General features: G+C 48.0%; 17 protein-coding genes and 1 tRNA gene. 1 reads left to right on the top strand and 17 read right to left on the bottom strand.

What is annotated here, in order from left to right; translation table 11 throughout:
* From EYC62_02225 to EYC62_02200, 6 genes are all read right to left on the bottom strand, one after another.
* Nucleotides 1-327: methionine--tRNA ligase (locus EYC62_02225; GenBank protein TAH36585.1), on the bottom strand; the 327-nt coding region annotated here is incomplete at its 3' end.
* 26 nt (nucleotides 328-353) lie between these two features.
* The gene (locus EYC62_02220; protein ID TAH36584.1) at nucleotides 354-1,406 is read right to left on the bottom strand and encodes an AAA family ATPase; all 1,053 of its coding nucleotides are present in this window, start codon (nucleotides 1,404-1,406) and stop codon (nucleotides 354-356) included.
* 3 nt (nucleotides 1,407-1,409) lie between these two features.
* Nucleotides 1,410-2,078, bottom strand: a complete 669-nt coding sequence (locus EYC62_02215) for a dTMP kinase (protein ID TAH36583.1) — start codon at nucleotides 2,076-2,078, stop codon at nucleotides 1,410-1,412.
* A gap of 3 nt (nucleotides 2,079-2,081) precedes the next feature.
* Nucleotides 2,082-3,209, bottom strand: a complete 1,128-nt coding sequence (locus EYC62_02210; GenBank protein TAH36582.1) for a D-alanyl-D-alanine carboxypeptidase — start codon at nucleotides 3,207-3,209, stop codon at nucleotides 2,082-2,084.
* 31 nt (nucleotides 3,210-3,240) lie between these two features.
* Complete coding sequence (locus EYC62_02205) at nucleotides 3,241-4,347, bottom strand: septal ring lytic transglycosylase RlpA family protein (protein ID TAH36581.1); 1,107 nt, start codon at nucleotides 4,345-4,347, stop codon at nucleotides 3,241-3,243.
* Complete coding sequence (locus EYC62_02200; protein ID TAH36580.1) at nucleotides 4,347-5,396, bottom strand: lytic murein transglycosylase; 1,050 nt, start codon at nucleotides 5,394-5,396, stop codon at nucleotides 4,347-4,349. The genes EYC62_02205 and EYC62_02200 overlap by 1 nt, the downstream gene beginning before the upstream one ends.
* A gap of 137 nt (nucleotides 5,397-5,533) precedes the next feature.
* On the opposite strand from EYC62_02200, the gene EYC62_02195 reads away from it, so the two are divergent.
* Nucleotides 5,534-6,943: a DHA2 family efflux MFS transporter permease subunit gene (locus EYC62_02195; protein ID TAH36579.1), complete on the top strand. Its 1,410-nt coding sequence runs from the start codon at nucleotides 5,534-5,536 to the stop codon at nucleotides 6,941-6,943.
* Nucleotides 6,944-7,043: 100 nt separating this feature from the next.
* On the opposite strand, the gene EYC62_02190 is transcribed toward EYC62_02195, so the two are convergent.
* The 11 genes from EYC62_02190 to EYC62_02140 form a co-directional block, all read right to left on the bottom strand.
* Nucleotides 7,044-7,133, bottom strand: a tRNA-Ser gene (locus tag EYC62_02190).
* Nucleotides 7,134-7,383: 250 nt separating this feature from the next.
* The gene (locus EYC62_02185; protein ID TAH36578.1) at nucleotides 7,384-8,349 is read right to left on the bottom strand and encodes a hypothetical protein; all 966 of its coding nucleotides are present in this window, start codon (nucleotides 8,347-8,349) and stop codon (nucleotides 7,384-7,386) included.
* Between the two features lie 11 nt (nucleotides 8,350-8,360).
* Nucleotides 8,361-9,233 (bottom strand): metal ABC transporter permease, encoded by an 873-nt coding sequence (locus EYC62_02180; protein TAH36577.1) that lies wholly within the window; start codon nucleotides 9,231-9,233, stop codon nucleotides 8,361-8,363.
* Nucleotides 9,227-9,949, bottom strand: coding sequence for an ATP-binding cassette domain-containing protein (locus EYC62_02175; protein TAH36576.1), 723 nt, complete (start codon nucleotides 9,947-9,949; stop codon nucleotides 9,227-9,229). The genes EYC62_02180 and EYC62_02175 overlap by 7 nt, the downstream gene beginning before the upstream one ends.
* Before the next feature lie 104 nt (nucleotides 9,950-10,053).
* A complete protein-coding gene (locus tag EYC62_02170) occupies nucleotides 10,054-10,668 on the bottom strand; it encodes an SCO family protein (protein ID TAH36575.1) in 615 nt (204 codons plus the stop codon).
* A gap of 10 nt (nucleotides 10,669-10,678) precedes the next feature.
* Nucleotides 10,679-11,539 carry a hypothetical protein gene (locus EYC62_02165; GenBank protein ID TAH36574.1) on the bottom strand — a complete coding sequence of 287 codons (861 nt, stop codon included), beginning with the start codon at nucleotides 11,537-11,539 and terminating at the stop codon, nucleotides 10,679-10,681.
* Between the two features lie 64 nt (nucleotides 11,540-11,603).
* Entirely contained in the window at nucleotides 11,604-12,050 is a 447-nt protein-coding gene (locus EYC62_02160; protein TAH36573.1) for a hypothetical protein, read from the bottom strand.
* 80 nt (nucleotides 12,051-12,130) lie between these two features.
* Nucleotides 12,131-12,322 (bottom strand): hypothetical protein, encoded by a 192-nt coding sequence (locus tag EYC62_02155; protein TAH36572.1) that lies wholly within the window; start codon nucleotides 12,320-12,322, stop codon nucleotides 12,131-12,133.
* Nucleotides 12,322-12,699, bottom strand: a complete 378-nt coding sequence (locus tag EYC62_02150; GenBank protein TAH36571.1) for a hypothetical protein — start codon at nucleotides 12,697-12,699, stop codon at nucleotides 12,322-12,324. The genes EYC62_02155 and EYC62_02150 overlap by 1 nt, the downstream gene beginning before the upstream one ends.
* 197 nt (nucleotides 12,700-12,896) lie before the next feature.
* Nucleotides 12,897-13,946, bottom strand: a complete 1,050-nt coding sequence (locus EYC62_02145) for an enoyl-CoA hydratase/isomerase family protein (protein ID TAH36570.1) — start codon at nucleotides 13,944-13,946, stop codon at nucleotides 12,897-12,899.
* Nucleotides 13,936-15,084, bottom strand: a complete 1,149-nt coding sequence (locus EYC62_02140) for an acyl-CoA dehydrogenase (protein TAH36569.1) — start codon at nucleotides 15,082-15,084, stop codon at nucleotides 13,936-13,938. The genes EYC62_02145 and EYC62_02140 overlap by 11 nt, the downstream gene beginning before the upstream one ends.
* Nucleotides 15,085-15,353: the final 269 nt, after the last annotated feature.

Raw genomic sequence — 15,353 nt, 5'->3', positions numbered from 1 at the left:
CCAGAATGCTTGCGCGCATTTCAAATGGCGCGGTTCGGTGGTGCGAATAAAATCGTCTTCGGAATAATTCATGGTGCGGCAAAGATCGCGGAAATTTTGCGATACTTTATCGGTAAAGGCTTGTGGTGCCATGCCGGCCTTTTCCGCCGCCTTTTCCACCTTTTGTCCATGTTCGTCGGTGCCGGTTAAAAACCGTACATTGTACCCGTCCAGCCGTTTAAAGCGCGACAGGACATCGCAAGCCAGCGTGGTATAAGCATGGCCGATATGCGGCGCGTCGTTGACGTAATAGATAGGCGTTGTGATATAAAAATTCTTTTGGGTCATAATTCCTCGTCCCTTTTTCCCGGCATCTAAGCGGCCATTTTGGCCATAACATTCAGCCAGGTTTGCTTGCCGTCAAGATACAGGAATTGCTGCTTTCCAACAAGATCTTGCATTTGATCGTAATAATCCAGCCACCCCGAAGGCGTTTTCAACCGCAGCATGATTTCCCGCGCGCTATCGGGCTGTGTCATACTAACTGGGCGGATCGCGGTTTCACATAAGCGATTGAAAATCATTTGCGCCACTTCGGGATTGGCATCGCATTTTTCCGCCAGCATGTGCACACGCGGCCATTCGGTTTTACGGGCCTGCATATATTCCAACATGCGTTTGATTTCGGCATACAACGATAATGCTTCCGCCTCTATCAGTAATTTCAAATTACCCAAACTGCCGGCGGCGAATTGAATATAAAAACTCTGGTCTTCCGGACGATGTACCGCCGGAAAATTTTCGCGCATATAACCGCGCAACGCATCGTCTGGCAATGCGGTGAATTTCAGCACGCGGCAACGCGAACGGATGGTTGGCGGAAAATAACCCAATGTGGAAGCAATCAGGATAATCAGGGATTTTGGCGGCGGTTCTTCCAGGATTTTCAATAACGCATTGGCTGCGTTTTTATTCATCATCTCCGCGTCATCGATAACGACAATGCGCCAACTGCCTTCCGCGGCGGCCAGGCGCAGGAAATTTGGAACTTCGCGAATCGCATCGACGCCCAATTCATTTTTTTTCTTTTCGCCTTCTTTGACTTTGGTATCGATGATCAGCAAATCCGGGTGCGTGCCCAATTCGACTTTACGGTAAATCGGATGGTCTGGATGATGAATCGAGTCCGGCGTAATGGGGGCTGGCGCGGCTTCTTCGGCAAACAGCATGGTTGGCTTGGATGCGGCGATTTCAACCGCCTTGGCGCTGATCGTGCCGGCCAATAATTCGCGCACGGCATGTTTTGCAAAGGTGGACTTACCGATACCTTTTGGGCCTAAAAAAATCCAGCTTTGCGCCATCTTGCCGGATTTGCAGGAATCCCAAAATTGTTGTTGCGCGGTTTCATGGCCGATAATATTGCGCATGGCCTATCCCGCTTTTCGTTGCAATTCATGCAAATGGAATCTGGTTACCACCGCATTGAGAATGCGGGTTGATACATCGTCCAAACCGCCCGTGCCGTCAATCACGATGCAACGATCCGATTCCGCGCCAGCAATATCTAAAAATGCTCCACGCAGAATGCGGTGAATTTTATTGTAGGCGGCCTCGATACGATCTTTTTTGCCCTTACGTTTATCGACGCGTTTCAATGTGGTGTCGGACGGTAAATCGATGATCAATGTCAAATCCGGCTTAAAATCGCCCAGCGTGGCGTTTTGAATCGATTGCACGGTTTCGCGGCCCAGGCTTTTAACATAACCTTGATACGCCATGGTGGAATCCATAAACCGGTCGGAAATCACCCAAGTGCCTTTGGCCAGTGCCGGTTTAATCAATTTTTCAACATGCTGACGCCGCGCCGCATTCAGCAGCAACGCTTCGCTAATCGGATCCCATTTATCCTCTTTGCCGGATAATAAAATCTCGCGGATTTCTTCGGCCTCCGGCACGCCACCAGGCTCGCGGGTAATAATAACAGTTAGGCCCAAAGCCTCTAACGAAGCGGCCAATTTTCTAGCCTGGGTGGATTTGCCAACGCCTTCCCCACCCTCCAGCGTGATAAACCGTCCGATTTTGGCGTGCGCCTGATTCATAAATTAATGGCCTGTCAGTATATAGCCGATACCCTTTGTAATCCGGCTGATAAGCCCTAGTTTAGCAACATTTTCCGAAGCATAAAGCGGATAATCTTTGGCCGCTCCAGCCCCGATTTGCACCGATAAGGCCGCAATAGGCTGATCCGCCATAACCGGCGCGGTCACAGGCTGGTTATATTTCAGTTTTATCGTCACATTCCCACGATCGGCATTGGCCACAGTCAGGAAAATATCGTCTTTGGCCGTCAGGCTGACTTTGTCTTTTTCACCCATCCAGACCGGAATTTCACCAACCACTTGTCCCGGTTTCACGATTGGGTAATTGCGGAATTCACGAAAGGCCCATTCCATCAATCGTTTCGATTCATCGGCGCGTTCTTGCATCGATTTCAAACCATTGACCACCATAATCACGCGGCGGCCATCGCGAATCGCGGTACCGACAAGACCATATCCCGCATCTTCGGTATGTCCGGTTTTCAGACCATCCGCGCCGGGAAAACCGTACAGCAATGGGTTACGGTTGCCTTGCTTGATTTTGTGATAAGTGAAATCCAATTCTTTGTAATAATGCATATATTCCGGAAAATCCTTGATCAAATGCTGCGCCAGAATCAATAAATCCCGCGCGGTCATATAATGGTTTGGATTCGGCCAGCCGTTCGAATTGACAAAATAACTGTTGGTCAATCCCAGTTTTTTTGCCGTTTCATTCATCACAATCGCAAACGATTCCTCGCTGCCCGACACGCCTTCGGCCAACGCCACGCAAGCGTCGTTACCGGATTGAATAATCATGCCGCGCAGCAAGTCTTCGATTTTGACATCGCTGTTGATGTCGACGAACATTTTCGATCCTTGAGTAGCCCAGGATTTTTCCGAAATATGGAACGTATCTTCCAATTTAAAACGGCCGCTTTTCAATTGTTCGAACACCACATAGGCGGTCATCAATTTGCTCATCGATGACGGCGGCATTTTTTCATCCGCATTTTTGGACAATAATTCCGTACCGGTTTGCGCGTCCAATATAATGGCTTCCCGCGCCGGCGTTTCAATTGTCGCGGCAAACGAACTAGTGGCAATCAACAATGCGCCCAGCAGCGCAAAAAGGCAGCGAATCTTCATTAAAGTCCCTTATCGTTTTAGTGTGGTCGAATTACGGTATGATTATTTTTGCATCTCTTATACCGTATTCGCCGACCTTAGTTTGCAGCGTTTCCGCTTGTTGAATATTATCAAGCGGACCAAGGCGAACACGGTATAATGTTCTGCCCCCTCTTTCTAACGGGGTTACCTCGACTTCGGCAAGATTTTTCAACCGGCTGGCCAGTCTTTCCACATTTTGCCGGTCGGCAAAGGCACCAACCTGTAAATAAACGCTATTGCTCAGGTTCTGAGACTGTTGTTGTATTGGCGGCATGGCCGGCATAGCGCCCGCTGGCGGCCGTGCCGCAGGGGCCATTTCCGTCGCGCCTGCCGGGGCAATAATCGGCTGCATCGCAAAATCGTCTGGCGGCGCCGGTGGCGGGGCAAATCCATCGCCGCCGCCCCTGGCCATCAAGGGCATATTTGGCGGATCTAAATCCATAGTTTCAATAGGACCATTGCCAAACGATCCCCCAGACCCAAACGGCATGCCGCTGCCGGTCACGCTGCTTTCGGATGGAGGCCGGTCCATAGCCACTTGATTGATGGTATTGTTATAAGGGCTGGAGACATAATTGCTGTCCGGGAATTGCGCGCCATGAGCCATCGCCAAACGCTTGCTTTCCTCGCTCAACAATTCCACGCGCACCCGCGCAGTGCCTTGCAAATCAAATCCAAGCACCCGGGCCGCTTCGTGTGAAACGTCGATAATACGGTCTTTTTTAAACGGACCGCGGTCATTGACCCGCAAAATCGCGCTGCGGTTATTATCAAGGTTCGTCACCCGCACCAGGCTGGGCATCGGCAAAGTCCGGTGCGCCGCCGTCAAAGCATATTTATCGAAAGTTTCGCCGTTGGCTGTGCTGCGGCCCTGAAATTCATCGCCATACCACGAAGCCAGACCTTCTTCCATATAGCCCCAGTTTTCCTGCGGATAGTACCAACGCCCATCGATCTGATAGGGCTTGCCAACCTTGTAAGGAATATTGGGGTTTACTTGATTCTGCGGAGCAGGCTCGCCGCCCCACAATTTTCCCATGTGCGTAACAAATTGCGTTTCCGCACAAGCAGTTAGAAATAGAAATGAATGTATTAGTACAAGCGTTTTAAGGCGCATTATAAATAATCAGCCGAATTCGTTGATGGGTTTACGGATGGTTTTTTATGGTTGGAGGGAGTTGATTTCTGTTTTGATTTGCCGGGTACCGCGATCTGATCCGCCAACGATCCAACCGTCAGCGCAAAATTATGCGACCGGTTCCAGCTCATGATCGTTCGGTAATTGTTGAATACCAAAAAGGCCGGGCCTTTGGGACCATCCGGCATAATCAACGACGCCGGGTCGGTAATATTCATCCCAACAATCTTTCCGGGTTTCACACCCAAGTGCAGCCATTCGGCGATTGGTTTTTGCACTTCCAGTCCAGTCTGGCTGGGATCGATGTGTTCCGCCCCCTTTGCCGCAACGCCCCAAGGCTGTCCGGCTTTCCAACCCGATTTCATCAGATAATTGGCCGCGGAAGCCAATACGTCTTCGCGTTCTTCCCACAAATCGACCCGGCCGTTATTATTGCCGTCGATGGCAAAATTCCAATAGCTGGTGGGCATGAACTGGCATTGCCCCACGGCGCCGGCCCAAGAACTGAGCATCGGACGGTCTAAATAAGGGTATTTATCGATTAACTGAAGCGCCGTCATAAACTCCTTGGAAAAATAGGCGCTGCGCCGCCCATCATACGATAGTGTCGCCAGGGCGCTGAGAATATTATAACCGCCCTTCACATTGCCGAATCGTGTTTCTATACCCCATAGCGCCACCACGACGGATTTCGATACGCCGGATTTTTCCTGAACCCAGTTCAGATATTGTTCGTTTTGTTTCAATGCCGCGCGGCCGGCTTGCAACCGTTCCGGGCTGATAATGCGTTTTTTGTATTCGGCGAAGGTCAATTTGAATTCCGGCTGATTGCGGTCCTTGGCAATGACATCCGGCAGATATTGAATGGAATTGAAATGCTTATTGATGGTTTCCGCGCTGACACCCTGTTTAAACGCTTGCGTGCGGAAATTGCTTAACCAAACCTGAAAATCGCTGTCATCGGCGTGACATACCGAAGGCAATAGCATCCAGAAGGACAGAATTAAAAGCGCCGCAATTTTTTTCATAAGAATTCCCTCTGTTTAAAGACACATGCATTATAATTTGAATTGAAACGAACACAAGAATATAGCATCGGGTTTATCCACTGTTATAATGCTGAATTGGCCCTGTTCTAGCCCACAAAAAGCCCTATTTAAATCGCATGGAATCCGCAATTGTAAAACGATATCTGCCCTGGGTCATCGCCGCCGCCCTTTTTATGGAACAGTTGGATTCCACTATCGTCAACACCGCCGTTCCAGCCATGGCCGCAAGTTTAAATGTTACGCCATTAAGTTTGAAAGGCGTGGTCGCCAGTTACATCCTTAGTTTCGCGGTATGCATTCCGCTCAGCGGTTGGATGGCAGACCGCTTCGGCACCCGCCGAATTTTCTCCATCGCCATTGCGATATTTACAATTTCCTCGATGCTGTGCGGGCTTGCCGTCAATGTGCCGATGCTGGTCGCCGCGCGCATTGCCCAGGGTGTTGGCGCGGCGATGATGATGCCTGTCGGCAGGCTGACTATCATTCGCACCTTTCCAAAAGCGGAATTATTGACCGCCATGAACTTCGTCATCATCCCTGCCCTGATCGGCCCATTGCTGGGGCCAACTGTTGGCGGATTGATCGTGCATTGGCTGTCCTGGCGGGATATTTTCTTTGTCAACGTGCCGATCGGCATTATCGCGCAAATCCTGACCTATCGTTATATGCCGAATTATTTTGGCGATCACAAACCGCCATTCGATTTCGTTGGGTTTATATTATTTGGCGCAGGCACGGCATTGTTATCCTGGCTGCTGGAAATTTTCGGCGAGCATTACATTGAATACGACACGCTGACTTTTCTGTTCGTGATCGCTGTTGGATTGCTCGCAGCTTATGGCTGGCACGCACAGAACATTAAATTTCCGATTTTGCGGCTGTCTTTATTCAAAGTGCGCACTTTCCGCATCGCTATTATTGGCGGTTTCATTACGCGGCTGGGCGTCGGCGGCATGCCGTTTTTATTGCCATTATTATACCAATTGGGTCTTGGCTTACCGGCCTGGCAATCCGGACTTTTAATGATGCCGGCCGCCTTTGCCGCCATGGGCATGAAGGTATTTTCAGTTCGCGTATTGCGGCAGTTTGGATATCGCAAAGTTTTAGCGGTCAATACTATATTGATCGGTTTGAATATGTGCATGTTTTCCTTGGTCGACAGCACCACGCCGATTTTGGGAATATTATTCCTAAGCCTGTGTCAGGGATTTTTCAATTCACTGCAATTTTCCAGCATGAATTCGATGGCTTATGCCGATATCCATACCAAGGATTCCAGCATGGCCAGCACCATCGCCAGCTCCTTGCAACAATTATCGCTCAGCTTTGGCCTGGCAACGGGATCGTTGGTTGCCGGATGGTTTTTGCATGGCCTTTCCCAAACCAATCATGACGCGGTGATTCACGCGCTGCATTATGCGTTTTTATCGATGGGATGTTTGACGATGGTATCGGCCTTGGTATTCCGGCATCTTCATCCGAAAGACGGCGAAAGCGTCAGCCGCGCGCAATTGCAGGGAATGTGATGGCGTGCCACCCGAAGCCTTTGATTGCACCAGTCCCCCTACGCTCGTTCCGAGCTTCGGAGGACACCCCACAACTTATATTTATTTTAACGGCGTAGGGTGGCGGATGGGGCGAGATTCGAACTCGCGAGAGGCTTGCGCCTCTGCCGGTTTTCAAGACCGGTGCTTTCAACCGCTCAGCCACCCATCCATCCGGCGGTACAATACAAATTTACGGGAAAGATGTCTACCAAAGCTTAAAAAGCGTAGGTGGACTGGTGCAATCAAAGGTTACGCTGTCCATTGTTTCGAGAATCCCCCTCCCCCTTGTGGGGAGGGCTGGGGTGGGGGTTCATATATCAGTGATTAGGGATTACCCCCATCCAATAAAATCTAAGCGCCAAGCGGCGCTTAGATTTTCTATCCTTCCCCACAAGGGGAAGGAAATAAAGTAAATTAATCTACGCCCCGCCCTGCTTCATGGCTTCGATAATAGTCGTTACGTTGGAACGGTACATATCGATATAGGTATCGGCCTTGCCTTTGGTTGGGTTAAGCGCATCGGTATATAGCGTTCCGCCAACGGTCAGCCCTGTTTCCGCGGCGATTTTCTGAACGATCCCGGGATTGACCATGTTTTCGATAAAAATGGCCTTTATATTTTCGCGTTTGATCAAATCAATCAGGGCGGCAATATTCGCAGCCGAAGGCGCATGCTCGGTGCTAAAGCCAGAAGCGCTGAAACATTCAATCTTATAGCTGCGCGCAAAATATTGCATCGAATCGTGCGTCAATACCATTTTGCGCTTGGATTCCTGAATTCCGGAAAATTGATTCTTGGCCCAGTTTTCCAGATCGATCAATTGCTGACGATAGCTATTATAATTTTCCTTGTATACCTTGCCATGCGCCGGGTCTATTTTGCTAAGGTCATTCGCTATTTTAGACGCATAAAAACGGGCGTTAGAAATATTTTGCCAGGCATGCGGATCCAAATTATTGCTTGCCTCAGCCTTATCTTCTGGATGTTCGGCCAAATGTTCCTCTCTCATCCGTTTTTGTTCCTTGGTCAAGGTAATCAGATCCGCGCTTTTGGAGGCAACGATGACCGAACCTTTAAACTGCGACGCTTCAATAACGCGATCCAGCCATGGCTCGAATCCGGCGCCATTGACGATAACCACATCCGCTATGGCAAATTTCCGCATGTCCTGTGCCGTCAATTGATATTCATGCGCATCAACGCCGAATGGAACGATGTTGTATATATCCGCGCTGTCCCCGACAATATTATGGGTAATATCGTATAAAACGCTGAACGTGGTCAGTATGCGCAGCTTGCGCGGCGCGGCTGCATCCTGGGCCATAGATGGCTGAACATAGGCCGACAGCAAAACAGCTATTAAAGCAATCCATATTTTACGCATGTGATTCTCCGTTAAGAAGGGATGGACAATTTAAAACGAGAAGAATTTACCCAATGAAATAATAAGGAAATGGCATAATTCAAACCAAGGCATAATACGATGCTTGCCCCTGCCGGCAGATTAAAGTGATAGGATACGACAAGGCCCATATAGGAAAATACGATACCGAATATAGTGGCCAGGGCGATTAAATGAATGATATCCCGAACCCATAAACGCGCCGCGATTACCGGCAAGATGAACAGCCCCATGGATAATAATGTACCCAAAATGAAATAAGAAAATACGATATTAATAACGAACAAGGCCAGAAACAGAAAATAATACCAATTGCCTTTCAATTTATTGATACGCATAAAACTGGGGTCAAAAGATTCGGCGACGAAATAGCGGAAATGCGAAATCATAATTATGCCGGAACAAACCAACAGGCCGAACAGCCAATACAAATAATTGTTTGGCACCGCCAATAAATCCCCGAATAAAAAATGCAATAAATCGTTGCTGCTGCCAAAGGCGCTGATCAGGCAAACACCCAAGGACAAGGAAATCAGATAGAAAGAAGCAAAACTGGAATCTTCCTTCAATCGGGTGGTGCGTGTTACGAAACCGGCGAATATCGCCACCAGCAATCCGGTGAATACCGCCCCCGCGATTAGGGCAACAATCGACATGCCGAATAAAACATAAGCAATCGCAACACCCGGCAGAACGGCATGCGACAAAGTATCGCCGATCAAACTAAGCCGGCGCAACACCACAAAAGCGCCGATAGGAATAGTGGAAAGACACAATAAGATGGTCGCCAGCAAAGCGGTTTGCATAAATCCATAATGCAGAAACGGATCGATAAATAGCGGAAAAAAATGCTGTTCGGCTAGCATGTGGCTTGCTGTAGCTTAATTATACCTGGCTGAAGATGGGGATTTTTATGAAGCGTCGCTGTTTGGTTTTGCAGCGATAGAATAAAATCGAATCCTTGGCGCAGCAATTGATCGTCATGAATGACCACCAATATGGTTTTACCGGCACTTTGCATGCGGCGCAGAATGGCCATCATCAAATCGCAACTGGCCCGGTCCAATTCCGCAAAAGGTTCATCCAAACACCAAATATCCGCATCCTGGGCGATCATGCGGCCCATCAGCGCGCGTTTCAATTGCCCGGCGGACAAATCTTGGACAAAGCTGGCCGCATAGCCGGACAAATTCACTTGTTCCAGAATATCGGCAATAACTGATTTTTGTTCTGCGCGGGACAGACCTTTGCCGATCAATCCCATTGCGATTAAGTCGCGCACCCGCACTGGAAAATCGCGGTCGAAATCGGTGATTTGCGGCAAATAGCCAATGGTCTGATCGTTACGATCCACGTCGATACTGCCGGATGTGACTGGCACAATACCCACCAAGGATTTTAATAAACTGGTTTTACCCGCCCCATTCGCCCCCATAATCGCCGTCATGCTGCCCCTGGAAAGGCGCAAATCGACATTATGCAGCACGCAACGTTTACCCATATGAATATGCACCTGATCCAGGATTAACACATCCTTGGAAACTGGCGCGGCATGGGTAGAAAGGGCAATAATTTCGCTCATAATGTTATGTTATAATATAACATTAAGAATATAGCAAGAAGAAAAGGAAATGCTATTAATGCCCCCTTGTGGGGAGAGAAATAATGGAATGAATCTTTTATATATCAGTGAACAATAACTGTTAAATTCCGCGCCAATGCCGCCGGATCAAGCTCGTTTTTCAGCACGCCTAACGATTTGTTTTGCGGCAAGGCGATATAAAACATGGCGGTATGGTTAAAAGTATAGTTGGCGGGTTTTTGTCCATGATGCTCATGTCCGCCCCCGTGATCCATTTCCGCCTTCTCGGCGTAGATTTTAAATCCCTTCCCCACCGATTTAATGGACTCCGCACTGCCCGTTAATCCTACAAAGTTATTATTGAAATTAGATAGATATTGTTTCATCGCTTTTGGCGTATCCCGTTCCGGGTCAATGGTGATGAACAAAATTTGCAGCTTGTCTTTTTTATCCTGCGGCAAACGATCATATGCGTCGGCTAATTTCTGTAAATCGACCGGACAGATATCCGGGCAATTGGTAAAACCAAAATAATACAAAACGTATTTATCGCTGAAATTTTTCTCGGTTGCCGGTTGGCCATTATGATCGGTCAATGAAAAAGACGGATCAAAAGACATTTCAATCAAATCCGACGCACGGGAAGGAAGATTGGCCAGTCCGGCCAAAATTGCCAATACGGCCAGAAGGCCGATAAATATCGCTGTGTTTTTAGACATAAGGAATCAACTACTGATAAGAATCTTGATTTTGGAAAGATGGCAAGCGTGCGCCGCCATGACGGCTGCTGACCCGGTCTTGTTCTTTTTGCTCCGCTTCCATCATGATCGACTTTAATGGATTGGGACCTAACCCTTGGCCTTCAGGAGACAAAGCGCGGTTACGGTGTTCTTGACGGTTGGCAATTTGCGCCTGAACTTTGGCCATATCGGCTTGATAATAATCCTTAGCCCACCATTCTTGTGGAACCACTGGTTTGGATTCCGGGATATAGCTGTATTGATCGTCCGAAAAACTATCCGGGGCCGACAAAGCACGGGTTGAAGGCGTTTGGCGATAATTGCCGGATGGCAGGTAATCGTTATTAATTTTAAAGCCACTGTTATTATAGGCCACCGGATTGCCGCGGCTTAAAATAGTATAGGCTTTTTTCAGTTCATTATATTTTTGCTGCGCTTCCTTGCTGCGCTGAAACTCAACCAAGGCTTCGGGATCGTCCCGCATCGCGTCATCCATGCTGTTTAACATTTTTTCGACCACGAATTTGTTACAAGACGGATTGCGATACGTTGTGGTTAGAAATGCCGAAGACGTGTTAATCCGCATGATATCGGTGCCATATTTACGGGCTTCCGCGCGGCAATTGTCGAACAATTCCTGATCATACTGCGATAATTTCATATTCATCAAGCTGGAAGATTTTTGCGCCGGCGTATCCTGGCGGCCATGCTGCGCAATATTTGGATCGTAATCCTGATTTTTTTTTGCGCTATTTTGATTGGACTGATTCGGACGGAATGGATCGAAATTCTCCGCCTGCGCGGCAGAGCCAAAAACAATCAAACAGGCTAAAACGATAAAAATACGCATATACAGACCTTTTCGTATAGAAACTATACTGACGATATAAATTGATTATAATATTATAACAGTTTTAAGGGCTGGACGGGACGGTATTCTGATCTTTTTCCGATAAATCTTGTTGAAATTGTTGCTGTACTTGCGGCAACAAACTTTCAATATGGGTGTGACAATTGCTAATGGCTTGTTGACCCAGTGGGGTTGCCATAAAGGCTTGTGCATTTTGATAGCTGCCCTCTTGAACCTGAATAGCGCCGGAACCAACCGTTTGACTGGCCACATTGCTGGCGGTTTCGGGATCGACGTATTTTTCCAAGCAGGCCGCGAAAGCCGCTATTTGTTCCTGGGATAAGGATTTAACCACAGATCCTATAGCCGTTTGCATGGTGCCGTCTTCGGTAACGCCCGACGATTCATCGTTCAAAGGCACTTGTTTTTTCTTGGCATAGACGGACGTACCCGCCATCGCGTTATTGGCGGCAAAAATCATCAGCAATAGCATCAAGATTAAGCGGGTCATGAAATATTACATAATCTGAAAATTAAAAACGGCCATGCCGCCAAAGACAGCATGACCGTATGAAATACTTAGTTCATATTCTAACGGCCGCGAGGTCCCATATCGCGCATCATCGCAGCAGCCAATACAGGATTGGCGCTGGCGCCCATACCCATTAAAGGTTCACGAACTTTTCTAGATGTTACAGCTTCGTGCATGCCATAGACACCTTCATTTCCAAACACGGCCGAAGGATCTACTTTACCTTCTTTCATAAAGCGACTTCTGTTCATTAGATCACCTCTGCTTTGTTAATGATTTTTCCGCCTTTAGCGCGCATGACGCCTTGCATCCGCTCGGCTAGAAACTGTTCGATTACGGCCGCGCCGCGTAATATTTCTTCGAATTCAACCACCGGAATTTTTTGGCCCGATGATTCCAATTCATCCATGCGGTCCAAAACCGCATAAGTTTTTTCGCGCAGCATCAATAATTCTTCGGTAGTGGCTTCCAATAAAGGATCTAATTTTTCGTCTAATTGTTCTTTGCTGAGGGTTTTTAAGGCAGGCAGTCGGAATGGCGAGGTTACGTTCAATTTGTTCAACCCGCCCATATTGCCGCCGGTGGCACTCGATGTATGCTCGTGATCCCTAATCATAATCGTCGACATCCTATCTCATCCCCCTACTATAACTTTGTTGTTTTTCAGTTTTGTATCTAATTAAGTATATAGCGTATCTCTTTTTATCGTAAATTGGTAAAAAAAACGTTAACAGATGTAACAAAAATTACATACTATTAATAAATTTTATAATAATTGTATAATAATCGCTTTTTTAGGAAAAATCAAGGCCATTTTTGTAATGGCTATTGGGGATCGAATACATCCAAATCGATGCCTGGAATAGGCTTAAAAAACTCGGCGACTTCTTTTTCCGAAACCTCGGTAATCGAAGCTGGCTGCCATTTCGGATTGCGGTCTTTATCAATCACCGCCGCCCGCACGCCTTCGTAAAATTCGTCGCGGCGCAAGCATTGCTGGCTTAATAATAAATCCGTCTTTAAAACTTCGCGCAAGCTTTTTCCAGCGGCGCGCCGGAAAGCTTCCAAGGTTAAAGCCATGCTGGTCGGCGAATTTCTATCCATGACGGCCTTTATTTCTTTGCCCCATTCGCTGCGGCCCAGATGACGATAGATTTTTTCAACGCTATCATAGGAAAAGTGATCGTCGATTTGTTGACGCATTTTTTCCAACCCGGATTCCATCGGCGGCCTGCCGGAACCAGACAACAACACATCAACATCCTTGGCTTCGCGAATCGAAAATAATTTATGCTTGAAATGGTGCAGTTCTTCCGCCGTCAAGTAATGCGTGGCCATGCCGCTGTATAGCGCGTCGGCAGCATTCATCGGCGTGCCTATAAGCCCATGATAAATTCCAATTTTTCCTGGCGCTTTTTGTAAAAACCAGGATGCGCCGATATCGGGAAATAATCCAATTGCGCATTCCGGCATGGCGAATTTAGTGGAATCGACCACGATACGATGGCTGCCATATACCGAAATCCCTATTCCGCCACCCATTGTAACGCCGTTCATGATCGCGATATAAGGTTTGGGATATTCGTGAATCTTATGATTAAGCGTGTATTCGCTTCTAAATATTTCGTACCCAAAGGCAAAATCGCCGCGTTTTGTATGCATCAATCGAATATCGCCGCCGGAACAAAAAGCCCTGGTGCCGGCACCTTCGATTAAAACAGCCACAATGTTGGGGTCTCGGCTCCATTCATCCAACGCTTCATGAATGGATTGAATCATTTCCAAATTCAGCGAGTTTAGCGCCGTCGGCCGATTCAATACGATATGCCCGATGGGTGAATTATGCTGAATAATAACGGGCTTGCTATGCGGCATAGGTTTCCAGCACTTTACGCGCGATAATCAATTGCATAATCTCGTTCGTGCCTTCCAAAATCCGGTGCACGCGCAGATCGCGCAAAATGCGCTCTACCTGATATTCGCGGATGTACCCGTATCCGCCATGCAGTTGCAGCGCCTCGTCGGCGATATTGAACGCGGCTTCCGATGCAAATTTTTTCGCCATTGCCGCATGCAATGTCAAATCCGGATTTTTGGAATCGAAACTTTGCGCGGCGCGATATGTCATCAAACGCGCGGCATCCAGGGCAATCGCCATATTCGCGAACTTAAATTGATTGGCTTGAAAATCCATGATTTTGCGGCCAAATTGTTTGCGGCTTTCGGCATAACCCATGGCCATATCCATCGCCGCTTTCGCCCCGCCCAAGGAACAAGCGGCAATATTGATCCGCCCGCCATCCAGTGCTTTCATAGCAATTTTAAAGCCATCGCCTTCTTTGCCTAATAAATTGCGCTGGGGCACGCGCACCGATTCCATCGTCATGGAATTGGTCGGTTGGCTGCGCCATCCCATTTTTTGCTCCGGCTTGCCGAACGACAATCCCTTCATGCCTTTTTCCAGCACAATCGCGGAAATGCCGTTTGGCCCTTCTTCGCCGGTACGGGCCATCACCACATAAATTTCGCTTGTACCGCCAGCCGTAATAAACGTTTTATTGCCTGTGATAACATAATCGCCGCCATCTTTCACCGCTTTGGTTTTCAACGACGCGGCATCCGACCCCGCGCCCGGTTCGGTTAAACAATAACTGCCCAAGGCTTGCATGCTCGTCATGCGCGGCAGGAAATGTTTTTTATGATCTTCCGATCCATATTCGGCCAGAATCCAGGCAACCATATTATGCACGCTTAGATACGCGGCGGTGGAAATGCACCCATGCGACAAGGATTCGAAAATAATCGCCGCATCCAAACGCGACAATCCCGATCCGCCGTAATTTTCCGGCACATATGTTCCGGCGAATCCTAAACTTGCGGATTGGGCCAGCACGTCCAACGGAAAATGTTCTTTTTCATCCCACTCGCCCGCCTTTGGCGCCAGTTTTTCGCGGGAAAATTTTTGCGCCATGTCTTGCAACGCGCGTTGATCGGAAGATAATTGGAAATCCATGGTTAGTCCTTATTTTTGTAACCAATTTTTTATCATGGCAATCTGCCCATCGTCCATCAGGGACGGGGCATGGCCGGTGTTTTCTATTTCAACAAACTCGACAAACGCGCCTTTTTGCAACATTTTGGCCAAAATATCGGGTGGCAGTACATCGGAATTTTTGCCCCGGACAATTAATGCAGGGCATTGAATCGCTTCCCATAACGGCCATAAATCAATATCGCCTTTTTCGGCAGCCGCTTTAAACGGTTCGACAATACCCGGATCAT

The sequence above is a fragment of the Alphaproteobacteria bacterium genome (assembly GCA_004295055.1).
Classification (GTDB): domain Bacteria; phylum Pseudomonadota; class Alphaproteobacteria; order SHNJ01; family SHNJ01; genus SHNJ01.
This window is presented reverse-complemented; position numbering and strand designations above follow the sequence as displayed.